This window comes from Nocardia sp. NPDC058666 (assembly GCF_042714895.1).
In the GTDB taxonomy this organism is placed as follows: Bacteria; Actinomycetota; Actinomycetes; order Mycobacteriales; family Mycobacteriaceae; genus Nocardia.
On sequence record NZ_JBHXRY010000001.1, the window covers coordinates 1,372,576 to 1,396,352 of the forward strand.

The window sequence follows — 23,777 nt, forward strand, 5'->3', positions numbered from 1 at the left end:
CGCCGAACAATCAAACATCTGTTCGAGCATGTCGGGCGTTTCCTGCTGACATCCGCGCCGGGATCTGGTAGAAATCGAACATCAGTTCGTCGCACAGGTGTTCGAACAACGGGAGGCATCGCCGCCTCACCAGTACTTTCTCGCAGCAGCGGAGCACACCACCCCGGAGGTTCTTCCGATGAGCACAGCAACCAGCGCCCTGCGTTCCCTCGACTCCACCGCGGTCCCGGAGACCAAGCTCCGCCGTCGGCGCAATGCCCGCACCGCACGACCTTTCGCTCTTGTACGACCCACTCTTTCGCGCCCATCGGTGGATCGTGGCTTGCCTGCCGTGCCTCGCCCGTCGACCGAAGCCGATTCGACCATCGCGCGCGGCATTGTTCGATCCGGTGTGTTGGTCGGGGCGAACGACTCTTCCGTCGATATCGCCCGTGTCGCGCGTCGCATCGAACTCACCGACGCCGAACTGGATCTCGCCTTCGCCACCGTGCCGCGTAGCGCGCCGGCGTTTCGAACACGCGACCTCGCGCGGCCCTCGTCGGATCGTGGCCCTCGTCATCGCGCGCCGCGCAGTGAACTGTCGCTGTATGCGCGCGGTTCGGTAGGTCCCGCCCGGCACGCGCGCGGTGCGCATCCATTGCACCGGATCGAACAGGCCAAAACCGGGTTCGCGGCACTGGCGGTGACGGCGCTGGTCACCGCGCTGATCGTGGTGGCGTTTCTCGGGTTGGCGCATGTTCGAGCGGGAAGTTTCGTGGACCACGTCGACTCGTCGATTCCCGGCATCTCCGAGCAGGCGGGGTTACCGTCCGGCGGGATGCCCTCTCTCCGATAGCGCGAAAGCGATTGCGCGAAAAGGGTTTCGAGTCGAAACCCCGCCCAAACTAGAACACGTTGCTACGGTGCGAGCATCCTGAATCAGGGCGGGGGCCTTGATCGAAACCGGATGCGAGGTCCTGTGCGGCGCTTCTCGATCGCTCTCCTTCTGAGCGTGCTGCTCGGTGCGTTACTCACGCCCGTCGCACACGCGGAATCCACCTACCTCGATCTGCCCACCCTCAACGGCGACGGCGAATACGGCGGCGGCCTGCACCCGGACCTGCCCACCGCGCAGCAACCTCTGCTGGACGCACTGACCCAGGCCCGAGCCGACGGCATCGACCCGGCCCGCTATTCGACTCTGCTGCACCAGTATTGGCTCGTAGTAGCCACCGACAACGCCGCCATCGACCTTGCCGCCTGGGATGTCAACCGTGGCGTAGCAGCCAACACCGCCACCTTCACCCAGGTGTACGTGAACTACTTTCGCATCGCCGCGGCCCGCCCCGACTTCTACTGGGCAGGCCTGGCAGGCATCGCGGGCGGTTCCTTCGCCTCAGGGGTGTTCGATGTCGGCGATATCGGCACCGTGCTGTCGGTCGGCGGCATCCACCAACTCGGCTCCGCGGTGGCCGACCTGCTGCGCACCACTCCACCGCAGCTGCTCACCGGCGTGCCCGCCGACATCACCGCCCTGGCCACCCTCGCCCCGCGCCTGACCCCCGCCGACCTGGCCTGGTACCAGTCGCGGCTGATGATCATGCAGAAACACATCTTCACCGATCTGGTCCCGATGCACGAGGCCTACCTCGCCCTCGGCATGGCGGGCATCCACGAGATGTACGCGGCCGGCCTGCTCGACGACCGCATGTACGCGGCCTGGCAGGGTATCGACGGCGGCACCGACTCCGGCCGTGCCGACGCGCTGGTCACCATGACCGATCGCGAACAGAACCACATCGTGGCCGACCAGTGGGACGAGACCGCCGCCGGTCGCGCGGGGTTGGGCCGGGTGCTGACCTATGTCACCACCGTCGCGGGCAAACCGGGCGTGCCCGGCACCCGCGCGCCCGGCGTGTACGCCCCGGTGACGGTGTGGTCGCCGATCGCCGCGGGCAGTCCGGTGGGGCTGCGGATGCCGCTGCCCGCGTTCAACTGGGCCGACCGCGACACCCGCTGGGCCTACCTCACCGCCGATCTGGTGCCCCGTCATCTGGACCTGGTCGCCGACCCCGCGCACGCGGTGATGGTCTATCGCGAACCGTTTCCCGGCAAGCTGCATCGTGGCCGGATGCTGTCCCGGTTACCCGACATCATCGCGGACCTGACCACGCAATGGCAGGTTGTGCCCTCCTGACCGGTATCCTGTCAAGAGCCGTGGAATTACCAGGCACAAAAAATCGCGCATCGACGAAGGAACCCTCGGATGCATTGCCCGTACTGCCGACACCCCGACTCGCGCGTGGTCGACTCGCGGGAAGTCGAGGAGGGCACCGCGATCCGCCGCCGCCGTTCCTGCCCGTCGTGTACCCGTCGTTTCACCACGGTCGAGACCGCGATCCTGTCGGTGGTCAAGCGCAGTGGCGTGACCGAGCCGTTCAGCCGTGAAAAGGTGATCGTCGGCGTGCGTCGGGCGTGCCAGGGTCGCGAAGTCGACGACGACGCCCTGAACCTGCTCGCCCAACAGGTCGAAGACGCGGTGCGCGCCACCGGTTCTCCCGAAGTGCCCAGCCACGAAGTCGGCCTGGCGATCCTGGGCCCCCTGCGCGACCTCGACGAGGTGGCGTACCTGCGCTTCGCGTCGGTGTACCGATCCTTCACCAGCGCAGCCGATTTCGAACGCGAGATCACCGAGATGCGGGCCGCGCGCGAAGCCGCCGCGGTGGCCTCCACCGACTGATTGACGTTGTAGCCATACAGGATTCGGCAGGTCAACGCCGAATAGTGCTGATGGCCTTCTCGATTCGCTTGGCCGACACCGGGTACGGCGTGCCCAGCTTCTGCGCGAACAGGCTCACCCGCAATTCCTCGATCATCCACCAGATCTCGGTGACGTCGCGGGCATTCTTGCGCCCGGGGGACAGGGCGCGCACGAGCTTGTCATAGGCCGCGAGCATCCGATCGACTTCCACCATCGCCTGCCGGTCACGCACCGCCGACCCCGGCAGCGACTCCAGTCGTTGCGCCGCCGCGAGCAGATACCGGGGGAGTTCGAGCAGTCGCACCCGCCCCCATTCGGCGACGAAACCGGGAAACAGCAGGTCGTCGAGCTGCTGGCGGACATCATCGGCGATATCGGTCTCGAGGGTGTCGGCCACCGCCGCACGCGCCTGCTGTGCCGCGGCCAGCACCGGCACAACGGTGCGAATCAGCGCCACGACCGCCGTCGACAGTTGCGGCCGGACCTTCTCGACCAGTTTGTCGAACTCGGCGGGCGTGCGAACCGGCCCACCCGCCTTGGCGATGAGTTCGTCGGCCGCGGCGACCCGACAGTCTTCGACCAGTTTTTCCAGGGAACCGTCCGGGTTCTGGCTCAGCGCCAGCCGATCGCGCGGCGGCAGTCCGGCCGTGACCGCACGGGTCGAGGTGGGGATCGCCGCGAGCAACAGGGTGCGCACACCCGCGCGCATCGCCGCCGCCTGCTCACCGGGCGAGCTCAACACGCGCACCGCCACACCGTCACCCTCGGGCACCAGCGCCGGGTACCCGGTCACGGTCTGCCCCGCGACCTCGCGACTCACGGTCGGCGCGACCGTACCTAGGGATTCCGACGTCCACACCGTGGCCGGCGCACGCTCGGCACCGGCGGTCACCCGCGCCACCGACGCCGAAACCTGGTCGGCCAGTTGTATTTTCAGCTGCGGCAAGCTCTTGTTCTTGGCCAGCACCTTGCCCTGCTGATCGACCGCGGCGAACGTCATCCGCAAATGATCGGGCAGCGCGGCGGGGGACAGGTCGTCGGTGGTGATGGTGACCGAACCCAGTCGCGACAGCTCCCGCGACAGCCCCGTGCGCAGCGGTTCGGCGCGCGGGGTCAGCCCGCGCAGGGCCGCCGCCGCGAAGTCGGGCGCGGGAACTACCGCGCGCCGCAACGCTTTCGGCAGAGTCTTGATGAACGCGACGGCCAGTTCCTCGCGCATCCCGGGCACCAGCCAGTCGAAGCCGACCGCGCGCACGTGCGCGAGCTGCTCCACCGGAATACGCGCGGTGACGCCGTCGTCGTCCTGGCCGGGTTCGAACTGGTAGGTCAGCGGGAAGCTGAGTTCACCCTGCCGCCAGGCGTCGGGGAAGTCGGTCGGGTCCAGTGCCGCGACACCGGCGTTGACCACGGTGTCGGTCGAGAAGTCCAGCAGCGCAGGATCTTTGCGTTCGGTCTTGCGCCACCAACTGTCGAAATGCCGCACCGACACGATGTCGGCGGGCACGCGCTTGTCGTAGAACTCGAACAGCACCTCATCGTCGACGAGCAGATCGCGCCGCCGCGCCCGATGCTCCAGATCGGCCACATCGTCGATCAGCGCACGATTGCGCGCGAAGAACCCGTGCCGCGTCTGCCACTCACCCTGCACCAGGGCGTGCCGGATGAACAGCTCCCGCGACAGTTCCGGATCGATGCGCCCGAAGTCCACCGGCCGCCCGGTCACCAACGGCACGCCATACAGCGTGGCCCGCTCGTAAGCCCGCGCCGAACCGCGCTTGGCCGACCAATGTGGTTCGGAGTAAGTACGTTTCACCAAATCGCCGGCCAGCCGCTCGGCCCACTCCGGCTCCACCTTCGCCGCGATCCGCCCCCACAGCCGCGAGGTCTCCACCAGCTCCGCCGCCATCACCCAGCGCGGCGCCTTCTTCGCCAGCGACGACCCGGGGAAGATCATGAACTTCGCATTGCGCGCCCCGAGGAACTCCCGCGACTCCGCCTCGCGCACACCGATATGCGAGAGCATTCCGGCAAGCAGTGACTGGTGGATCTGGGTACTCGGCCACGGCATCGCGTCGTCATCGGCCGAGTTGGTTGACGCCCCTGCGGTTTTCACGGTCGTTGCCTGCTGCTGCCCGCGCCGAGCTCCGTGGCCGGCAGTCGAATCCGCTACCGGACGTGGGGAATTTCCCCGCCCACGGCCCCGGCCCCGGCGTCCGGTAGAGGCACCCGCCGACGCTGCGGGTTGGTCGGTCTCGGTGTCCGCCCGGCCCGAACCAGCGCCGTTCCAGCCCATGCCGCGCGCGATCGTGCGCAACTGGCCGTGCAGATCCTGCCACTCCCTGATGCGCAGATAGTGCAAGAACTCGTCACGGCACATTCGCCGGAACTGGTTCGAGGACAAAGACTTCCGCTGCTCGGTGAGGTAATCCCACAGTCGCAGGTACGCCAAAAAATCCGAACCCTCGACCGTGAACCGAGCGTGCTGAGCGTCAGCCGCCTGCTGATGCTCGACAGGACGTTCCCGCACATCCTGAATCGACAGTGCCGCAACAATAATCAGCACCTCATCGAGACACCCGTTGCGCTGAGCCTCGACCAACATCCGCGCCATCCGCGGATCCACCGGCAGCTGCGCCATCTCCCGACCGATCGGCGTCAGCGTGAGATGCCCACCCGAATCAGCTTCGCCCGCAACAGCTTTAGAGCTGCCATGTGCCAGCGCACCCAATTCCTCGAGCAACGCGATGCCGTCACGGATAGCCCGACGATCCGGTGCCTCCACGAACGGGAAACTCTCGATATCGCCCAGCCCCAGCGCCGTCATCTGCAGAATGACCGCCGCGAGATTGGTGCGCAGGATCTCCGGTTCGGTGAACGCGGGCCGCGCCTCGAAATCGTCCTCGGAGTACAACCGAATACAGATACCGTCCGCGACCCGACCACAGCGCCCCGACCGCTGTCGCGCCGAAGCCTGCGACACCTCTTCGATCGGCAGCCGCTGCACCTTCGTCCGCATCGAATACCGCGAAATACGGGCCGTACCAGGGTCGATCACGTACCGGATGCCGGGAACCGTCAGTGAAGTCTCGGCGACGTTGGTGGCCAGCACCACCCGTCGACCGGTATGCGGCGAGAACACCTTGTGCTGCTCAGCCGCCGACAGTCGCGCGTACAGCGGCACGATCTCGGTGCGCGGCAGTTTCAGGTCACGCAGGGCGTCGGCGGTATCGCGGATCTCGCGTTCGCCCGACAGGAACACCAGCACATCACCGTCGCCCTCGGCGAACAGTTCGACCACACCGTCGGCGATCGCGTCGGTGGGATCGCGGTCGACCACCCGCGAATCCTCATCGTCGTCAGCCCCGGGCAGTTCCAGCGACAGCGGTCGATACCGCAACTCCACCGGATACGACCGCCCCGACACCTCCACGATCGGCGCCGGATCGCCCTGCGCATCGGCGAAATGCCGCGCGAACAGTTCGGGGTCGATGGTGGCGGAGGTGATGATCACCTTGAGATCGGGGCGCTGCGGCAGCAACTGCTTCAGATAGCCCAGCAGGAAGTCGATATTGAGGCTGCGTTCGTGCGCCTCGTCGATGATGATCGTGTCGTAGCGGCGCAACATCCGGTCGCGCTGGATCTCCGCGAGCAGAATGCCGTCGGTCATGAGCTTGACCAGCGTGCGATCCGACGCGTGATCGGTGAACCGGACCGTGTACCCGACCACGTCACCCAGTTCGGTGCCCAGTTCCTCGGCGATGCGCTCGGCCACCGTGCGCGCGGCCAGGCGTCGCGGCTGCGTATGACCGATGGTCCCGCGGATGCCGCGACCGAGTTCGAGACAGATCTTCGGGATCTGGGTGGTCTTACCCGAACCCGTCTCACCGGCCACGATCACGACCTGGTTGGCGGCGATCGCGGCGGCGATATCGTCGCGCCGCGCCGACACCGGCAGCTGCTCGGGGTAGGTGATCTGCGGAAGCGCCGCGCGGCGATTGGCCACGCGCGTCTCGGCGGTGGCGATCTCGGCCTCGACGGCGGGCAGATCGTCGGGGCGCGCACGGTCGAGCTTGCGCCGGAGTCGATGTTCGTCGCGCAGCGCGACCTCCGCCAAGCGAGCGCGAAGCGCGCGTACTCCGGTGCTGGATGTCCTGGTCATTGCGGCTACCAGCCTAGCGAAGGCCGCCACCGAATTTTCCGCCGCGTCGGTTGCGAGGACCCTCGCGGAGACCAAGGACACACCGTGTCGTGTGGCTGTCGAGGTCCGCGAGTCTTCGCGGCTGTCGTGGCGCGACAGGTGCGCGAGCGCGAGCTCCCGGTGAGCGGGGTCGGGTTATGCGAAGATCCGGGCATGATCGGTCGGCTCGCGGCAGTGCGGCGTCACCGCGCGGCGGGCTCCGGCGTGGCGAACCGGCCGACGTGGTCGATGCGCACAGCAGTCCCGTCGCGTGGCGTCGGAGTGGTCGGAAAGGACACAGCATGAGTACCTCGGTGCGTACGGCGTGGTGGATCAGGGCGTACCGGATCGCGTTCGGGCTGCTCGGGGTGCTGGCCCTGCTGTGGATTCCGATCCGCAATATCGACTCCGCGACCTTCTCGCTCACCAACTACCTGAGCTACTTCACCATCGAGTCCAACGTCCTGTCGGTGATCGTGCTGCTCGTCGGCGGCGCGCTCGCCCCGCGAAGTCCGCGCTGGCAGACCTTCCGCGGCGCCGTCACCCTCTACATGCTGATCACGATGGTCGTCTACGCCGTCCTGCTCGCCAACGTCGACGTGATGCTCACCGACAAGTGGATCAACGACGTCCTGCACCGCATCCTCCCGCTGGTGCTGCTGCTGGACTGGCTGTTCGTCCCGATGGCGAAACGCCTGCGCCCCAGCCCCGCGCTGATCGGCCAATGGCTGATCTTCCCGGTCGTCTACGGCGTCTACAGCCTGATCCGCGGCCCGATCGTCGACTGGTACCCCTACCCGTTCATCGACCCCCGCGTGCAGGGTTGGGTGTCGCTGACGATCGGCTTGCTGGTGTTGCTGGTGGTGTTCGTCGTGCTCGCCGTCGCCATGGCAGGTCTGGGCGACCTACCGGCTCGGTGGCGCGAACGCAAGACCACAGACTGAGATAGCGGTGGGTCAGCTGCGGGGGCGCGAGCCCGGTGCGGTAAATGTGGACCCATGAATGCGCTCTGGCATGGATTCGCCGATATGGGTGCCGTCAATCGTGACGGTGCGTTCGTTGTCGCTCGCGGCGAGGGCGCGTACGTCTTCGACACCGCGGGCAAGCGGTACCTCGACGCCACCGCCGGGCTGTGGTTCGCCAACGTCGGGCACGGTCGCGGCGAGATCGCCGACGCGGTCGCCGACCAGCTGCGCACCATCGCGCACTACTCCAACTTCGGCGACCTCACCGAAGCCCCCACGCAGGAACTCGCCGAGAAACTGTCGTCGATCGCGCCCGTTCCCGGCAGCAAGATCTTCTTCACCTCCGGCGGTTCGGACTCGGTGGAGACCGCGGCCAAGCTGGCCCGCCGCTACTGGCACGAACAGGGCCGCCCCGACAAGAAGATCCTGGTCGGCCGCCGTCTGGCCTACCACGGCATGCACTACGCGAGCACCTCACTGGGTGGCCTGACGCCCAACAAAGAGGGCTACGGCGTGCTGGTGGAAGACACCCGCACCGTCGAATGGAACGACGCCAAGTCCCTGCTGGCCATGATCGAAGAGGTCGGCGCCGAGCAGATCGCCGCCTTCTTCTGCGAACCGATCATCGGCGCGGGCGGCGTGTACCTGCCCCCCGAGGGCTACCTGGCCGAGGTCCGTCAGATCTGCCGCGACCACGACATCCTGTTCGTGGCCGACGAGGTCGTCACCGGTTTCGGCCGCATCGGCGGCTCCTGGTTCGCCTCCACCCGCTTCGACCTGCAACCCGACCTGATGACCACCGCCAAGGGCCTGACCTCCGGTTACCTCCCCATGGGCGCGGTCTTCATCGCCCCCCACCTGGCCGAACCCTTCTTCGCCGGCGGCACCTGGTTCCGCCACGGCTACACCTACGGCGGCCACGCGGGCGCCGCCGCAGCAGCGCTGGCCAACCTGGCCATCATCGAACGCGAAGGCCTCGTAGAAGAAGCCGCCCGCCTGGAATCCACCCTCCACACCGCCCTGGCCCCCCTGGCCGACCACCCCCGCGTCGCCGAAGTCCGCAGCGGCCTCGGCGCGGTAGCAGCCGTCCAACTGGCCGACCCCTCCGAAGGCCCCGCCCTGGTGAAAACCCTGCGCGAACACGGCATCTCAGGCCGCGCCGCCGGCGCAGGCGCCATGCAGATCTCCCCGTCGTTCGTCATGACCGACGCCCAGGTCGCCGACCTGGCAGAAGGATTCGCCCGCGCCCTGGGCTGATCCCCACTCATCCACGCACCGGGCCCGCCAGCGAAACTCGCCGGCGGGCCCGGTGTCGTTCAGTGTTCGGGCCGCTTAGATCAACGTGCCGAAAGACGCTGATTCAGCAGCTGATTCAGGGACACCTTGGCCTCCTTGGCTTCGCGCACCAAGCGCGCGTGCAGTTCCGAGGTCGTCCGAACGATAAATTTCCCGCTGTAATTCTGTTCGGCCAGCGGCACGGGGATCGGCTCGTCGTTCACCGCAAGATCCTTGATGGTGTCGGCCACCAACTCGCGCATTCCATCGAGGGCTTGGGATTGGGTGGGCGCGACCCAGGACAGCGAGGGGAACTCGACGCACTGGGCGACGAACTCTTCATCCTCGGCCGACCACAGGACTCGATAGGCGTAGTGGGCAGGGTCGGGTAGGTGGTTGCGGTCGTACATCTCAGACACCCTCCTCCGGCTCCATCGTGCAACTTGTCGACCTGTGTCAAAGTAAATGGTATCGCCCGTGATACTGGGTAGCCACTATGCGACGTCGTGGTTGCCAGTCGAGGCACCCGGGGTCGGTGCCGACTGTGGTCGGCGTGGGCAAAGGCTCCCTCGGCAACGCAATCGCCTGGCCGATGGTGGGGACGCCAGTCAACATGGCGGAGCGCTGCACCGACTCGGCAATGTCGACCGGTGACTGAAATTGGCCGCCACCAACAGCATTCAGTCCTGATCGGTCCGCGATCACACAGCGCACCGATTGCCTCCGGTCGGACGAGGTGTCGTTCTTGCTGGTCCTGGGGGCGGATCGATGATTGGTTCATTTCGGACGTGGAGGGGCAGAGTCTGTGCAGTGGCAATCGTGTTGTCGGAGGTGTTGACAGCACCCCTGGGGCGGCAGGTAACCTCCACCCGGCGTCGGCCGGGCGGCGACAAGCGGTGTCCGGGATCCAGCGCACGGGGAGGCGGCCAGATGACGATCATGCATCGCGAGGAACTCGGCGAGCTGCTGGACCAGATCCATGACCAACTCGACACGTTTCGGGCCCGGGCTTCGCGCGCGGTCTCGACGGCGTCGCGCGAGTCGTTCACCGGGTACTCGAACGACCGACGGGTGATGGCAGTCGTGAGCGGCGACGGGCAGACCGTCCGCGACATTCGGATGAAGCAAGGATTCGGCGACCTCAGCCGACCAGCCTGGCTCCTCGCCGACGACATAGACCTGGCGTGCCAAGGGATCGTAGAGGCGATTAACAACGCACGGAAAGAAGCGGTTGATCAGTCGATCAAGGCTCTGGCGGAAGAATTCCCTGAAGCATTCGAACTTCTGAAGGATCTCAAAGAGTGACCGATTTCGATGAATTATACGCATTGACGCAAGAGCTGAACAGAAATTTTGACCGCACGGTCGGCAGGGTTAAGCGAGGGGAGTCACTGCCTCACCAGCAGCGACATACTGTCCCGATTGTTGACGCATATGTTGACGCAGAGTACGGCTCACTGACGATTGATGGCGTCGGCCAGCTGTTCGATATCCAGCTCGACGCCTACGAAGTATCTCAATCGAATGAGAGTCAGATAGTCGCGCTGATTTTGCAAACCGTGAATAGCGCGCTCAGTAGCAGGACAGGGGGAGATTAAGTGACCGACCTGAGTGTATGTCCGCAGGCATTGAGGATGCAGGCCCGCGAGATCGGGGATTGCTCGGTTCATTACACCACGTCTGCTGCGCGTGTTGGCGAGCATCGGCTTTCGCCACTGGCTCTGGGTGCGCTTGGCCGAGATATCGTCCAACACTTCAATGATATGAGCCTGAATGTCAGTAATAAACTGAAGGACAGCGCCGCGACAGTTCAATCCGCCGCAGATGGAATCCATGCGTGCGCAACGCACTTTGAGGGCATGGATGATGACTATTATCGCAAGTTTGGTTACATCAACGAGACTCTGGGGTACTGAGCGCTATGGGAAGCAGGACAACAAAAGGGTATCCCGTCCCAGCTGATCACAACCCAGGCAAGCTGCCCGAGGAGTTGATCTTTCCATGGGGTGCGGCGGGCACGCTCGTTACAACTGCCGAGCGGATTGGGGTGCCGGGAGTCCGTGAACTGATCGATGGCATTCAGGCGATGTTAGGAAATCCTAATGAGGCCTCTGAAACCACTACCGCCTGGCAAAGTGCCGTGCAGGAACTGACGTCGGCTGTGGACGGCAGCGGTACCAACAATATTGGGCTCTTGACGGCCAAGGACGAGCTGGGTGCACGTTGGAACGGCGGGGCGCGAGAGGCTGCAGTAGCCTATGTCGAGCGCGTCGTCACGACGACGAATGCGATCCGCGATTCCATTAAGAACATGGCGACGAAGGTTGACGAACTCCGTTCTATTATTATGATGAACTACAAGGAGGCAATTAAGCTTATCAGTGAATACGCCCAGATTGTTGTCGAGACCACCGGAGGTCTTATTTCATACGCTGATGACCTCCTAAAATTCGATCCAACTGGTGTTGTTGCGACAGTGACAAAGACGATTTCGAAGTTCGTAGAACTGGCCAGCGCGAAAGTGCAGGCGGTCATCGATTTTCGAGATCAGGTCGTCACGGTTATCAATGGTATTAAGAATGAAGCCGCCGCCATTCCCGTGCAATCGGGAATAGCCCCGGCCGCGCTCGATAAGGGCGCATGGCAGCCGCGAAAGCCTACTGGAAAGGCATTCGGTGAATAGGAATTCGATCCGTCTACCGCTAGTGGTTGCGTGTGGTGTCGCTCTTGCTGCGTGTAGCAACGATGGATCATCGGAAATCGCCCGGTTTGATCGAACCCCGAAATCCTGTGTCGCACTGTCGAAGTTCACTGCCTCTTCGATCTCGGATTACGCTGGCTCGATATACAAAAATGTGGAGCTTTCTCGGGTGAACCTTGACGAGCTCCCTCCCACTTCTGGTGCTCGGGATTACGGATGCGATGTCCACTTCCTTGCTGCCAGCGTCACTCATGGACCGCCGGGAACGCCTATCACGCGATCGATCAATGTGTCGTTCAAGCTGTATGACTCTGGGGTATCGGGTGCGGAGGAAAGCTTCCAGATCTCGCGCGACGCAGCCACTGGCAAACCCAAGGTTTCAGCGGCCAAGGCGGTTGCTGGAATTGGAGACGAGGGATACGTGGTCGATGATTCCAGCCTGAGTTCGGCCAAGACGACGGTCACCTTCCGCTCGAGCAACCTGGTCGTCAGGGTCGGTGCCAGCGGTGACGACTTTGGTGCGAGCGGGATGGATGATGGATCCCCCTCGTCCGAGCTGGTGTCGGGTGTCCACAATGCGGCCGAGGCAATTGCTCGCGCAGTGGCTACGAATCTCGAGCCGATCGTCAACGACATCGGCTAGCAGGCTCTAGCCGCAGCTCGGTCGAGGAGGTCGATGTGATGAACGCGAGTACGCTCAAAGCTGCTGCACAGGACGAAGATTCAGTAGTCCCGGTGCGCCGGTCACACAGAGGGGGAAAGTTCATGTGGTCATGGCGGAACGCCATCCCAGCTCTCGCTGCCGTGGGTGTCCTGGTCGGCGGATGTAGTGACCCGGAACTGACTCGTACGGCGCAGTCGAGCACCACTGTTGCGGCAACAACGAGCGTTGATGCGGACGCAAGCCTCTGGGACCCCTGTCTGCTGGCCGATTCTGCGGTGTCCGCAGCGGGCCTCAACACCTCGACTAAGGAGAAGGACGTAGCCGGCGTCGACTTCGAGGATTGGAAGGTGTGCGGGTGGGACGACGCAAAGAAGACCTACTCGTTGACGGTGTACTCGACGAACCACACTCCGGCAGAGCTAAGGCAGCGCTCCGACCGAGGCGAGTTTGTTGATACGAAGTTGGGCGACCGCCCCGCGCTGCAATACCGAACACTGGGCTCAAGTCGTGACTATTCGTGCTCGATCGCAACTGACGCGAGCTTCGGGCTTATCGATTTCGACGTCTTGGTCCGACACAGTGCGCGTGACAAAGTTCCTGACCCGTGTGCGGAAGTTCGGCGTGTAGCTGAGGCTTTGGTTTCCGGGCTGCCAAAATAATCTAGGGGGCTAGGTGTCGTTCAATATTGATCCGTCAGAATGGCAGCGGCTGAATACCCGAGCTGCGGCAGGAGAGCTTTCGATACACCCAGACGTTGGCCAAAACCTTGCGAAGGTATGCGACGACCACATCGATGTGCTGGAGAACGTGCTCAAGAAGTCCAGACAGGTCGAGAACATCACCGGCTTTGGCACATTCAGCTCCAGTCAAGTGCTCGAGAAAAAATTCTCGTTGACCGCAGTCGGCGGTGATCGGTCTCTCGACGACGCGATCCGTCAGCACATTGAGGCCGTAACGGCAGCAAAAGAGGCTGTCCTCAAGGCCGTCGCGAACTACAAAGCCCAAGACGATTACAACGCAGGTCAATTTGACGGTCTCGGGGGAAACGGATGACCTACGAGGAATATCGAGACAAGGTGATCGCTGCACAGGAGCAGTGGAACCAAGAACGCAGCGGAATCTACCTGATGCAGAATCTCGCCCAGTTCTCATCGATCTTCGGCGGTGGTGAGACGCAGCCGAATAAGCTCACTGTTCCAGACGGGTTCGATGGCATGTCTCTGACCGAGATGCAGAACGCGGTATCGGCGATGAAGCCAAGTATCGTGAACGACGCGTCGGAGGTGTGGGACACGATCTGTCAGGATCTGTCGACATCGCTCACCACGTTCAACAAGGCGTTCGAGGCCACGGTCAACGAGAAGGACGGTTGGTCAGGCGAGGCGGCAACGGCTGTCGTTTCCGCCGTGACCAACTATGCGAAACAGTCGAGCACGCTGCCCGCAGCGGCGCTCGCGGTAAGTCTGAAGCTCGCTGAGATGCGGACGGGTCTCGAGCAGACTCAGGCACTGATGCCCGGAATCACTGTGCGCCCCAGCAACACTGGAAAGACGTTGCCCGCTGACGGAGATCTGAAGATGGACGATTACACCACCGTGGAGGCGGAGGAAGAGTCGCGGCGGATCTTGCGTACTGTTTACAGCCAGGTCGCGGTCCAGTCCGATACCGGCGTTCCGTTCATGCCAGCCGCACCGAAGATTGCAGACGGTGGGGGCGACCAGGCTGTTGTGGGTGGCGATCGGGGTGGCAAGACCGGCGGAGATCCTGGTGGCGCGAGCAGCGAACACGGGGCGGATGGTGGGACACCCGAGACGGGCAGTACGCCGGAGACCGCTGCACCAGACAATGAGGTCGACGAATCACCGTCGAACTCGCCCGAATTGGCGTCGAAGGACGAAACGTCTGCAGCATCATCGGCGTCTCCTTCGACCACCACCCCCGCTCAAACAGGCGTACCGTCAGCCGCCACGCCTACAGCCCAGAGTCCCACCGCAACGACACCTTTGGTTGCCACGCCGGGTGTAGGGCGCGGCGGAGGCGGTGCTCCGGGAGCAGGACGCGACGGTGCCGGAGGTGCGCCCACTGCGGGTCGTGCGCAGCCGGGCACACCGACGAGTGACCGCGCTGCAGCGTCGGGAGCCCGTTCCGCGGCGGCGGCAACGGGCCGAGCGGGGATGTCGGGCATGGGCGGTATGGGTGCACCTGGTGCGGGTCGCGGTCAGGACGAATCCGAGGGTAAGGGCATTCCTGATTACCTGATCAACCAGGACAACGGTGATCGACTTACCGGAATCAACGAGGTCGAGACAGTAATCCCAGTGATCGGTGGGAAGCCGGACCGTGCACAAAGCTAGGTTCTCCGCGCAGGAGTTTCAGATCCTCTGGTCTGCGTATGGCCGCGATCGTCTGCCTTATCCACTCCGATTCCGCCCCGCGACCAGTGACTTCTATGAACTGAAGCAGGATCGTGAACGCGCGGTGGAAAGCCTGCTCGCAAAGTACGACCCATCGATTGAGCGTGCCCTCGACACGCTGGTCAATCCTGCGGCCCGGATCGAGTCGAAAGGTTTTGCTGGGCACGATAACTCCCGGATCATCCGGTTCTACGGCGCGATCCGTGACACGGTAGGGGCCACGCTCGACCAGGAACCAGGGCCGTCCGGTGACAATGGTGGCGCTGTGGTGCTCAGCTACGGAACTGCCGATGAAGTTGCCGATTCCGCGGTCGCCACGCTACCCGCGCGCGAGCCTGGCACCCGAGCGCCGATCGAAGTTCGCCGCGAGCGGATTGCCGCAGAAGACGAGTACTTCGAGTTCCGCGTCGGTGCGTTGAGCGCCGTCGACCAGCTCGATCTGATGTTCGGACGTCCACGGTCCGCGTATGGCGAGATTGCCGCATACGCAGGCGGTGCGCTCGACGCGCGGCCGTCGGCGTCGGTGCGTACGTTCTGGTGGATGGACTATCCCGACGGTCGTTACTACGTCCGCACCGGTGACCCAATCATCGCCGAACCGCTCGACAGCGCTCGCATGACCGCCGGTATTCGCGCGATGCTCCACCGCGCACAGCGCCAGCACTCAAACCTAGACTGACTAGTCGGGAAGCCTTCAGACCGAGTGCTGGCGCACAACACCGAATTCGGCAGTGCTGGTGGAGAACGCATCGATCGCTGCGCTCTCGGTCAGCGGCACTGTCGCATGGCCGACGGTCGATGCCAGCACGAAACCACTGCTGTAGAGGACAGGCACGGCGCGATTGGCTACCTGTCGGGTCAGCTCATGAAGGTCCGCGACCTCCGCTTCGGTAGATCCGGGGCCATGCCGCAGCCCGACCATACGGTGAGGGAGTCCGACGATGTCGACCCATAATTCCTCGGTGTCATCGGGCGTGGTGACCGTGAGACCGGCCTCGGATAGGATGGTCGCGACCTCGTCGCGCATACGGACCAACCCGAGGATCAGATCTAAGTCGTCGGCCAATGCTGTTTCGGCGAACTCCGCCCGAATCACCTCGTCGTCGGCTCCTTGCTTATGGAGGACATCGACAGCGGCGATCACGTCGTAGTCGGCCTGACCCAATTCATGATGAACCTCCTTCCAGCGCTGGATCGACGCGGCCAACAACAACTGCGCAGCAGGTTCCTCCCAGTCAGGGTTCATGACCTGACCGTAGTGCGAAGTCGGGCGTTGAGCGATGACCTGGACGCGTCGGGCGGCCAGCGGCGCGATTGAGTCAGTCGTCGTCGACCCCACGCGCGGCCAGGGCTTCGCCCATCGCGTCGGCGGTCCGCAAGGCGCGTACCAGCACTGGCGTGACCAACGCTGTCGTGGACCAGGAGACGCCTCGTGCTCGTCGCGCCTCGCCGACGTCGTGGACGATCTGCGTCAGCAGGGGTACGCACCGAATAGCCAGTGCGAGAAGTAGACTCACGCGCTCTGGGTTAACGCCGATGCGGCGCAGTGGGTTCAATGCGCGGGTCAGGGCGTCGAGCATGTCGGTGACTCGTGTGGTCACAGTGACCAGCGCGGCGAGAGCGACTGAGACCAGCAGTACTCCGCACACCACAACCGCCCGCGCGGGCGAGGTGGTGAGTAGTTGGAATGCGCCGATGATCGCTGTCATCCACAGCACCGGGCGGATCTGGGCGAAGGCCACTCGCCAGGAAATGCGTGCCAGCGCAAACGAACTCGCCACGAGCGCCACCGTGACAACCACTGCCACCGGGGTGCGCACGAACACCGTCATCGCGAGGATCGCGACCACCAACAGCGCCAGCTTCGCCCCGGCGGGCATTCGGTGCAGCAGCGAGTTGCCGGGGCAGTAGAGGCCGATCATTCGATGAGTTGCCGATACGCGTCGATCGCCTCGGCGGGTGGGCCGTCGAAGACGACAGAGCCGTTGTCCAACACCACGACTCGATCGAAACCGTCGAGCAGTCCGAGTTGGTGGGTCACCACGATCACCTGCTGATCGAGGGAGTTCAGTGCCTCGGACACCCGGCGTGCGTTGCGCAGGTCGAGCAGGGTTGTCGGTTCGTCCGCGACGATCACCTCGGGTTCGCGAATCAGCGCGGAACCGATCGCGAGGAGTTGTTTCTGGCCGCCGGACAGTAGGTGCGCGGGATGGTCGGGGTGTGCGGCCAGGCCGAAGCGGTCCAGCATTCGCTGCACGCGTTCCGCGATCTCGGCCTTGCTTAGTCCCCTGCGCCGCAGCGAGAACGCCAGATCCTCGGCGACCGTCGGCATCACGATCTGCGTGTCGGGGTCGGTGAACACGAACCCGACCTTGCGCCGCACCTGCGCGCCCTTGCGGGCGACGTCGAGCCCGTCGACGGTGACGGTGCCGGTCGACGGTTTCAACAACCCGTTGAGCATCCGGGCCAGCGTCGATTTCCCCGACCCGTTGGCGCCGATGAACCCCACCCGACGCTCGGTGATGCGCAGCGAGATATCGCGCAGCACGGTGCGGTCACCGAAGTGGTGACCGACCGCGTCGACGACGATCTCGCTCACGACAGGCGCCGATTACGCACGGATCAGTCCGGGATACGCGCGGTGCACGCCCTTGGCGACCACCGTGGCGACCACGACCTTGGCCAGGTCGCCGGGCACGAACGCGAAGTTGGTCGACACCGCCGCCCACACACCGAGATCGGTGCGCAGCAGCAGGCCCGCGGTTCCGAACAGGTAGATGACCACGATGCCGCCCAGTGCGTTGATCAGCAGGCCGAGCCACAGCGGGTACTTCGGCAGGATCAGTGCGGTGAGCAAGCCGATGACCAGTGTCGCCGGGATCCAACCGGTCAGGTAGCCGGCGGTCGGCGAGGCCAGTGCGGTCAGGCCGGTGCGGCCGCCGGACAGCAGGGGCAGGCCGATCATGGTCAGCGCGATGAACACCGCGACCGCGGCGGTGCCCTTGCGCGCGCCCAGGATCGCGCCGGTGAGGATCACGCCCAGCGTCTGCAGGGTGATCGGCACGCCGCTGAACCCGACGGTGATCGCGCCGGGCAGTCCCAGCGCCGCGATCAGGGCCGCGAACACCGCGATCTGCGCCAGATCCCTTGCGGTGAACAGGGTGGCCCGCTTCGGGGAGTTCTCGACTTCGGGCACGGCAGCCATCCTTCACAGCAGAATTGAACGACGTTCAAAATAGCAGGCGAGCTGCGCGAGCGCACGGGCGGAAGGGGAGACGCGCTCACTCCCGCGGCGCCGAAGAGCGGGCGCGTCAGAAGGGTCGCTTGGAGCGGATGACCGCGGCCAAGAACTCGTAGTCGGCAGCCCGCGCCGACGACGACCGGAACACCAGTCCCACCGTGCGGCCCGGCGCGGGCGCGGCGAAGCGCGCGGTGTCCAGGGTGCCGCGCGCGGTTTCCGACGGCACCGCCATCTCCGGAATCAGCGTCACACCCAGCCCGCCCGCCACACACTGCACGACCGTGGTCAGCGACGCGGCGCGGGTGTCGCCGACCGCGCCGGGGTACACATCGGCCGAACGGCACAGGTCAAGGGTCTGATCGCGCAGGCAGTGCCCTTCGTCCAGCAGCAGCAGCGGCAAGTCGGTCAGCTCGGGCGCGGACAGGTCGGTGCGTCCGGCCAGCGCGTGCCCGCGCGGGGTTACCAGCACGAATTCCTCACTGTAGAGCGGTATTTCGAGCAGCCCGCTCGTCTCGGTGGGCAGCGCCAGTACCGCGACATCGAGCACGCCGGTGCGCAGTCCGTCCAGCAGTCGGGAGGTCTGATCCTCCACCACATGCGGCACGACGCCGGGCAGTTTGGCGCGCAATTCGGGCAGCAGCTCCGGCAGCACGTACGGCGCGACGGTGGGGATGATGCCCAGTCGCAGCGTGCCGCCGAGGGTGTCACCGGTGGCCGTGGCGACGAAGCGGTCGGCGGCTTCCAGGGTTGCCATGGCCTGCGGCAGCAGCCGGGATCCGGCGGCGGTGACCAGCACTCGACGGGTGCTGCGCTCGATCAACTGCAGCCCGAGCCCGTTTTCCAGTGATGCCAGTGCCTGCGACAACGTGGGTTGGCTCACAGATAGCCGGGCCGCGGCGGTGCCGAAATGCCGGTATTCGGCCACGGCCACGAACGCACGCAGCTGCGACAGGGTTGGCTGATAAGTCTGATCACTCACACCTATCAGTGTACGGGTAACAATCGGCTTTTCCTTTTAGTAGGCTGCGATCAAGCACAACGAATCCACACCACGAATGAGGAGACGAACGCATGGCTCTGCTGACCATCGGCGACCAGTTCCCGGCATACAACCTCAAGGCCGTCATCGGCGGCGACCTGTCGAAGGTCGACGCGCAGCAGCCCGACGATTACTTCACCCAGATCACCAGCGACGATCACGCGGGCAAGTGGCGCATCGTGTTCTTCTGGCCCAAGGACTTCACCTTCGTGTGCCCCACCGAGATCGCCGCGTTCGGCAAGCTGAACGAGGAGTTCTCCGACCGTGACGCCCAGGTCCTCGGTGCCTCGGTGGACAACGAGTTCGTGCACTTCCAGTGGCGTGCGCAGCACGACGAGCTCAAGACCCTGCCGTTCCCGATGCTGTCGGACCTCAAGCGTGAACTGGCCGCCGCCACCGGCGTGCTCAACGCCGACGGTGTCGCCGACCGCGCGACCTTCATCGTCGACCCCAACAACGAGGTGCAGTTCGTCTCGGTGACCGCCGGATCGGTCGGCCGCAACGTCGACGAGGTGCTGCGCGTGCTGGACGCCCTGCAGTCCGACGAGCTGTGTGCCTGCAACTGGAAGAAGGGCGACCCGACCATCAACGCGGGCGAGTTGCTCACCGCCAGCGTCTGATTCACCCATCGAACATCTGAAGGAGCCCCACTGATATGAGCATCGAGAACCTGAAGAACTCTCTCCCCGAGTACGCCAAGGACCTCAAGCTCAACCTGTCCTCGCTGGCCCGCACCACGGTGCTGTCCGAGCAGCAACTGTGGGGCACTCTGCTGGCGTCGGCCGCCGCGACCCGGTCGGCCACGACGCTGCGCGAGATCGCCGAAGAGGCCGCCGATGTGCTGTCCGCGGAGGCGTACGACGCCGCGCTGGGTGCCGCCTCGATCATGGGCATGAACAACGTGTTCTACCGGGGCAAGGCGTTCCTGGACGGTCGTTACGACGACCTGCGTGCGGGTCTGCGGATGAACATCATCGGCAACCCCGGCGTGGACAAGGCCGATTTCGAGCTGTGGTCGTTCGCGGTCTCCTCGATCAACGGGTGCGCGCACTGCCTCGAGGCGCACGAGAAGACGCTGCGCGAGGCCGATGTGTCGCGCGAGGTGATCTTCGAAGCGCTGCGCGCGGCGGCGATCGTGGCCGGTGTGGGCCAGGCGGTCGCGTCGACCGAGGCGCTGGCTTCGGCTGCCGTCTGATTTCCCCTCGTGGTACGGCCTCGATCCGGATTGTCCGGGTCGGGGCCGTTTCTCGTCGGCGGGTCCGTCAATGCCGCTTGCGGGGCCGGTAGGCTTTCGATCATGAATGCACATGATGTGCCCGATGCCCCGGACATTCAGGTTGAGGTCGTCCGAGTGTTCACCGACCCGGCCGGCAACCTCGGCAATGCGCTGGGGGTCGCCCGCGCCGGTGATGTGGTCGCGTTGGACAAGCAGTTGCTCGCCGCTCGCCTGGGTTTCAGCGAGACCACGGTGGTCTCCGATCCCGTCGACGGCGTCGCCGACGTTCGCATCTACACACCCGCGGTGGAACTGCCCTTCGCCGGCCATCCGACCGTCGGCACGGCCTGGTGGCTGGACGTGCAGCGCACGCCGGTGCACACGTTGAACGTGCCCGCCGGTGCGGTCGCTGTCACCCAGTCCGATGGTCTGACCTGGATCACCGCGCGTGCGGAGTGGGCGCCGAAATTCACCTTCCAGCAACTGGATTCGGTAGAACAGCTCGCGGCGTTGTCACCCGGCGACTACACCGAGGGCCAGCATTACTTCTGGGCCTGGACCGACGAGTCGCGCGGTGCGCTGCGGTCGCGGATGTTCGCGCCCGCGATGGACATCGCCGAAGACGAGGCGACCGGGGCAGCGGCGGTCGCGCTGACCGCGCAGTTGCGGCGCGGACTGATCATCACGCAGGGCCAGGGTTCGCAGTTGTACACGGAGTGGGATTCCGACGGCTGGGTTCGCCTGGGCGGGCGGGTCGTCGAAGACCACGTGGTGGTGCTCTAACCGTCGGGTTGGACACCGAAGCGGCGCAGCCACGGCGGGCGGGTCGTCCAGTGGCCGCGCCGTGGTGGCGCGTCGGTGCCCAGGTCGGCGAGGATGCGGGTTTCGAGGTTGCGGGGCGGGGTGTGTTGGTCGTCGGCGGCCAGTAAGGCCAGCACCTCGTGCACGCCGCGCACGCGAGTGGCGAACTGGGACACGCTGTTCGGGGTGAGTTTGCTCTCGATGTGGTGATGTTCGAGTTCGGCCACGGCGTCCAGTGCGTACGCGTCGGCCAGTGACAGCACCGAACCGGGCGGGGACCACTGTTGCTGCGCGGTCCAGCGATCGATGCGCTGTTCGGCCAGCCGCTCGATACTTTCGGCCAGCAATCTGGTGACCATCGGGACGCGTAAGCCCAGCTCGCGGCTGATCGCGCGGTAGGTGCGGCCGCCGTAGTAGGCGAGTACGAAGACTTCGCAGCGGCTGTCGAGGGGGTCTTCGAAGCCCAGACGGGCCGCGGCGGCCAGCCAGGGGATGTCGTCGCCGCGGCGGTCCAGGCGCAGGCGTTGGATGGCCAGGCGGTGGATTTGGGCCAGGAGCCAGGATTGGTCGGCGGGGATGGAGGGGGTGTCGAGGTCGGTCTCGGTCGGTTCAGAGTAGGGATCGGGGGTGCCGTCGGAGCTCGGGATCTGGTCGGGCTCGGTGCGTTCGGGTGCGGGGCGTTCCGGTTCGACGTGGTCGACCAAGCGGGCACCGTCCGGGGTGTAGATGACGCCGCGGCCGAAGGTGACGTCCAGTGAGGTGTTGGTGTAGTCGACCAGGTCGGAGCGAGGTCCGGACGCGGCGAATGCCGAACGGCCCCACGGGGTGCCCAGGTCCGGGAGCGAGGACTGGTCCGTTCGAAACTGGTTCTCGGATTCGACGGCGCGAGAGCCGGATGCCGGTGCGGCAGAACGCGATTCGATAGGCAGGGAACCGTAGTCGTCAGCAATCGGGTCGTCGTCGACGATCCACTGTGCGGCCCGCACACGTCGATACCCCTCGCGGACAACATCTTCGGCAGCACCACGACGGTGCAACACCCGCAGCGCCAACCCGAACGCGGCGGCACCGGTGGCTCGGTACAACTCCCGCATCTGCTCGCGATCGTCCGGCCCCGCGGCGATCTCGGGCACGCGAGAGCCCGCACCGCGAACCCCTGGCGTCGGTTGGGGACCGCGCTGCCCACTCATCGTCGAATTCCTGCCCGCACAAAGGCAATTCGCAGCGCGAGCGGTTGTGGATCGGTATTCACCGGCCGATCGCGGCGATCAGCATGAACGCCGTCCCGATATCCATCACCACATGGGGCACCAGCGCCGAGGTCAGCGGGTGGGTTCCGGCGGGGTGCAGGGCCCGGTGCCAGCGTGGTCGGTGACCGGCGATACCGAGCGTGAGCAGCGCGTCCACGCCGAACAACACCGCCAGCGCGACGGCGGGCCAGGTCGCGACGCCCTGCTCGTGCACGGATCCGTGTCCGGTCATCGCGTAGAGCATCGCCGCGGCCGCGACGGTGTGATAGCCCAGCGCCGACACGCCGTCGGGTGGCGAGCCCGAACGCCACTGCACGGCGCGTTCGGCCGACAGGATCGCGAACGCGACCGTGAGCGCGGTGAGCACCCCGCGCATCGCGTGCGGGTCGGCCGCGGCGGGGAACACCAGCATGGCCAACATCACCAGACACATGAGCAGGTGCGCACTGTCCGAGGCCGTGTCGACCCGATGAGAAACCGGTAATCGCCTGGTCAGCCGGGTCGCCACGATCAGCGACGCCACCACGAACGCGGCGACCACCGGCCACCGCACCACCGCGTACTCCTGCACGAAATCGCCCATGGCCCCACCACTTTCGAGTCGACACTCGCCCCACCATGCTCGCATCGACGGTCGCACCCCCGCACCGTTTCCGCACGACCCCGTCACCGATTGCGGCGTGTTCGCTGAGCGTCCGCGCCGCGTCGGTCGGTGAACCGACCCGCACAACCTCGGTCGGCGGACCGACCCGGATCGCGACGCGACGGCCCTCGCCGTAGAAGATGGACCGATGACCATCAACCAGCCCGGTGCCATCGATCAACTACGCGTGACGCCCGACGACCTGTCCGGCCCGCAGATCCGCGCCCTGCTGGCCGCCCACCACGCGGAAATGTCGGCGGCCTCGCCCGCCGAGAGCATGCACGCCCTCGACCTCACCGCCCTGCGCGATCCCGCGATCACCGTGTGGAGCGCGTGGTCCGGCGACGACCTCGTCGGCTGCGGCGCAATGAAAGAACTCGACCCCGAACACGCCGAGATCAAGTCCATGCGCACCGCCGCCGACCACACCGGCCGTGGCGTCGCCGCCACCGTCCTCACCCACCTGGTCGCGGTAGCCCGCGAACGGGGTTACCGCCGCCTGAGCCTGGAAACCGGCACCGAAGACTTGTTCGCCCCCGCTCGCCGCCTCTACCTGCGTCACGGGTTCACCGAATGCGGACCGTTCGGCAGCTACCGCCTCGACCCGCTGAGCCAGTTCTTCACCCTGGACCTGGAACGCTGCTGACCTCC

The 23,777-nt window shown here is 65.4% G+C and carries 27 protein-coding genes; 18 read left to right on the plus strand and 9 right to left on the minus strand.

Going from position 1 to position 23,777, the window contains the following annotated elements; all coding sequences use genetic code 11:
- The first annotated feature begins 178 nt into the window (after positions 1 to 178).
- The 3 genes from ACFWVD_RS06295 (at position 179) to nrdR (ending at position 2,719) form a co-directional block, all read left to right on the plus strand.
- Positions 179 to 835 (plus strand): hypothetical protein, encoded by a 657-nt coding sequence (locus ACFWVD_RS06295; protein ID WP_379240870.1) that lies wholly within the window; start codon positions 179 to 181, stop codon positions 833 to 835.
- A 111-nt stretch (positions 836 to 946) separates the two neighbouring features.
- On the plus strand, positions 947 to 2,176 hold the full coding sequence (locus tag ACFWVD_RS06300) for a hypothetical protein (RefSeq protein ID WP_379240871.1): 1,230 nt from the start codon (positions 947 to 949) through the stop codon (positions 2,174 to 2,176).
- A 69-nt stretch (positions 2,177 to 2,245) separates the two neighbouring features.
- On the plus strand, positions 2,246 to 2,719 hold the full coding sequence (gene nrdR / locus ACFWVD_RS06305; RefSeq protein ID WP_379240872.1) for a transcriptional regulator NrdR: 474 nt from the start codon (positions 2,246 to 2,248) through the stop codon (positions 2,717 to 2,719).
- Positions 2,720 to 2,750: 31 nt separating this feature from the next.
- Here the strand turns inward: nrdR and hrpA are convergent, their stop codons facing one another.
- Positions 2,751 to 6,899, minus strand: a complete 4,149-nt coding sequence (gene hrpA, locus ACFWVD_RS06310) for an ATP-dependent RNA helicase HrpA (protein WP_379240873.1) — start codon at positions 6,897 to 6,899, stop codon at positions 2,751 to 2,753.
- A 320-nt stretch (positions 6,900 to 7,219) separates the two neighbouring features.
- On the opposite strand from hrpA, the gene ACFWVD_RS06315 reads away from it, so the two are divergent.
- Both ACFWVD_RS06315 and ACFWVD_RS06320 read left to right on the plus strand, forming a co-directional pair.
- A complete protein-coding gene (locus ACFWVD_RS06315) occupies positions 7,220 to 7,861 on the plus strand; it encodes a Pr6Pr family membrane protein (RefSeq protein WP_379240874.1) in 642 nt (213 codons plus the stop codon).
- Positions 7,862 to 7,915: 54 nt separating this feature from the next.
- On the plus strand, positions 7,916 to 9,139 hold the full coding sequence (locus ACFWVD_RS06320) for an aspartate aminotransferase family protein (protein WP_379240875.1): 1,224 nt from the start codon (positions 7,916 to 7,918) through the stop codon (positions 9,137 to 9,139).
- A gap of 80 nt (positions 9,140 to 9,219) precedes the next feature.
- On the opposite strand, the gene ACFWVD_RS06325 is transcribed toward ACFWVD_RS06320, so the two are convergent.
- A complete protein-coding gene (locus ACFWVD_RS06325; RefSeq protein ID WP_379240999.1) occupies positions 9,220 to 9,567 on the minus strand; it encodes a type II toxin-antitoxin system HicB family antitoxin in 348 nt (115 codons plus the stop codon).
- A gap of 520 nt (positions 9,568 to 10,087) precedes the next feature.
- Between ACFWVD_RS06325 and ACFWVD_RS06330 the strand changes: the two genes are divergently transcribed.
- The 9 genes from ACFWVD_RS06330 to ACFWVD_RS06370 all read left to right on the plus strand — a co-directional run bounded on the left by ACFWVD_RS06330 (position 10,088) and on the right by ACFWVD_RS06370 (position 15,615).
- Positions 10,088 to 10,462 carry a hypothetical protein gene (locus tag ACFWVD_RS06330; RefSeq protein WP_379240876.1) on the plus strand — a complete coding sequence of 125 codons (375 nt, stop codon included), beginning with the start codon at positions 10,088 to 10,090 and terminating at the stop codon, positions 10,460 to 10,462.
- Positions 10,459 to 10,755 carry a hypothetical protein gene (locus ACFWVD_RS06335; protein ID WP_379240877.1) on the plus strand — a complete coding sequence of 99 codons (297 nt, stop codon included), beginning with the start codon at positions 10,459 to 10,461 and terminating at the stop codon, positions 10,753 to 10,755. The genes ACFWVD_RS06330 and ACFWVD_RS06335 overlap by 4 nt, the downstream gene beginning before the upstream one ends.
- Positions 10,756 to 11,073 carry a hypothetical protein gene (locus ACFWVD_RS06340; protein ID WP_379240879.1) on the plus strand — a complete coding sequence of 106 codons (318 nt, stop codon included), beginning with the start codon at positions 10,756 to 10,758 and terminating at the stop codon, positions 11,071 to 11,073.
- Between the two features lie 5 nt (positions 11,074 to 11,078).
- Positions 11,079 to 11,840: a hypothetical protein gene (locus ACFWVD_RS06345; RefSeq protein ID WP_379240880.1), complete on the plus strand. Its 762-nt coding sequence runs from the start codon at positions 11,079 to 11,081 to the stop codon at positions 11,838 to 11,840.
- A gap of 307 nt (positions 11,841 to 12,147) precedes the next feature.
- The gene (locus ACFWVD_RS06350; protein WP_379240882.1) at positions 12,148 to 12,501 is read left to right on the plus strand and encodes a hypothetical protein; all 354 of its coding nucleotides are present in this window, start codon (positions 12,148 to 12,150) and stop codon (positions 12,499 to 12,501) included.
- A gap of 122 nt (positions 12,502 to 12,623) precedes the next feature.
- Entirely contained in the window at positions 12,624 to 13,181 is a 558-nt protein-coding gene (locus ACFWVD_RS06355; protein WP_379241000.1) for a DUF3558 domain-containing protein, read from the plus strand.
- 13 nt (positions 13,182 to 13,194) lie between these two features.
- Positions 13,195 to 13,575, plus strand: a complete 381-nt coding sequence (locus tag ACFWVD_RS06360; protein WP_379240883.1) for a hypothetical protein — start codon at positions 13,195 to 13,197, stop codon at positions 13,573 to 13,575.
- Positions 13,572 to 14,876: a hypothetical protein gene (locus ACFWVD_RS06365; protein ID WP_379240884.1), complete on the plus strand. Its 1,305-nt coding sequence runs from the start codon at positions 13,572 to 13,574 to the stop codon at positions 14,874 to 14,876. Before ACFWVD_RS06360 ends, ACFWVD_RS06365 begins: the two co-directional genes overlap by 4 nt.
- On the plus strand, positions 14,863 to 15,615 hold the full coding sequence (locus ACFWVD_RS06370; protein ID WP_379240886.1) for an ESX secretion-associated protein EspG: 753 nt from the start codon (positions 14,863 to 14,865) through the stop codon (positions 15,613 to 15,615). The genes ACFWVD_RS06365 and ACFWVD_RS06370 overlap by 14 nt, the downstream gene beginning before the upstream one ends.
- A 15-nt stretch (positions 15,616 to 15,630) precedes the next feature.
- Here ACFWVD_RS06370 and ACFWVD_RS06375 read toward each other — a convergent pair whose 3' ends face one another.
- The 5 genes from ACFWVD_RS06375 to ACFWVD_RS06395 all read right to left on the minus strand — a co-directional run bounded on the left by ACFWVD_RS06375 (position 15,631) and on the right by ACFWVD_RS06395 (position 19,156).
- Positions 15,631 to 16,182 (minus strand): hypothetical protein, encoded by a 552-nt coding sequence (locus ACFWVD_RS06375; RefSeq protein ID WP_379240887.1) that lies wholly within the window; start codon positions 16,180 to 16,182, stop codon positions 15,631 to 15,633.
- Positions 16,183 to 16,255: 73 nt separating this feature from the next.
- Positions 16,256 to 16,858 carry an energy-coupling factor transporter transmembrane component T family protein gene (locus ACFWVD_RS06380; protein ID WP_379240888.1) on the minus strand — a complete coding sequence of 201 codons (603 nt, stop codon included), beginning with the start codon at positions 16,856 to 16,858 and terminating at the stop codon, positions 16,256 to 16,258.
- Positions 16,855 to 17,535, minus strand: coding sequence for an energy-coupling factor ABC transporter ATP-binding protein (locus tag ACFWVD_RS06385; protein WP_379240889.1), 681 nt, complete (start codon positions 17,533 to 17,535; stop codon positions 16,855 to 16,857). The genes ACFWVD_RS06380 and ACFWVD_RS06385 overlap by 4 nt, the downstream gene beginning before the upstream one ends.
- 12 nt (positions 17,536 to 17,547) lie before the next feature.
- Positions 17,548 to 18,141 (minus strand): biotin transporter BioY, encoded by a 594-nt coding sequence (locus ACFWVD_RS06390; protein ID WP_379240890.1) that lies wholly within the window; start codon positions 18,139 to 18,141, stop codon positions 17,548 to 17,550.
- 106 nt (positions 18,142 to 18,247) lie between these two features.
- The gene (locus tag ACFWVD_RS06395; RefSeq protein ID WP_379240891.1) at positions 18,248 to 19,156 is read right to left on the minus strand and encodes a hydrogen peroxide-inducible genes activator; all 909 of its coding nucleotides are present in this window, start codon (positions 19,154 to 19,156) and stop codon (positions 18,248 to 18,250) included.
- Positions 19,157 to 19,248: 92 nt separating this feature from the next.
- On the opposite strand from ACFWVD_RS06395, the gene ACFWVD_RS06400 reads away from it, so the two are divergent.
- The 3 genes from ACFWVD_RS06400 to ACFWVD_RS06410 all read left to right on the plus strand — a co-directional run bounded on the left by ACFWVD_RS06400 (position 19,249) and on the right by ACFWVD_RS06410 (position 21,215).
- Complete coding sequence (locus ACFWVD_RS06400) at positions 19,249 to 19,836, plus strand: peroxiredoxin (protein ID WP_379240893.1); 588 nt, start codon at positions 19,249 to 19,251, stop codon at positions 19,834 to 19,836.
- 35 nt (positions 19,837 to 19,871) lie between these two features.
- Positions 19,872 to 20,411: a carboxymuconolactone decarboxylase family protein gene (locus ACFWVD_RS06405; RefSeq protein WP_379240894.1), complete on the plus strand. Its 540-nt coding sequence runs from the start codon at positions 19,872 to 19,874 to the stop codon at positions 20,409 to 20,411.
- Positions 20,412 to 20,513: 102 nt separating this feature from the next.
- Entirely contained in the window at positions 20,514 to 21,215 is a 702-nt protein-coding gene (locus tag ACFWVD_RS06410; RefSeq protein ID WP_379240895.1) for a PhzF family phenazine biosynthesis protein, read from the plus strand.
- On the opposite strand, the gene ACFWVD_RS06415 is transcribed toward ACFWVD_RS06410, so the two are convergent.
- Together ACFWVD_RS06415 and ACFWVD_RS06420 are read right to left on the minus strand one after the other, a co-directional pair.
- Positions 21,212 to 22,423: a hypothetical protein gene (locus ACFWVD_RS06415; protein ID WP_379240896.1), complete on the minus strand. Its 1,212-nt coding sequence runs from the start codon at positions 22,421 to 22,423 to the stop codon at positions 21,212 to 21,214. The two genes, ACFWVD_RS06410 and ACFWVD_RS06415, sit on opposite strands and share 4 nt — an antisense overlap.
- Positions 22,424 to 22,481: 58 nt before the next feature.
- A complete protein-coding gene (locus tag ACFWVD_RS06420) occupies positions 22,482 to 23,066 on the minus strand; it encodes a DUF5134 domain-containing protein (protein WP_379240897.1) in 585 nt (194 codons plus the stop codon).
- Positions 23,067 to 23,274: 208 nt separating this feature from the next.
- Between ACFWVD_RS06420 and ACFWVD_RS06425 the strand changes: the two genes are divergently transcribed.
- Complete coding sequence (locus ACFWVD_RS06425; RefSeq protein WP_379240898.1) at positions 23,275 to 23,772, plus strand: GNAT family N-acetyltransferase; 498 nt, start codon at positions 23,275 to 23,277, stop codon at positions 23,770 to 23,772.
- Positions 23,773 to 23,777 lie beyond the last annotated feature (5 nt).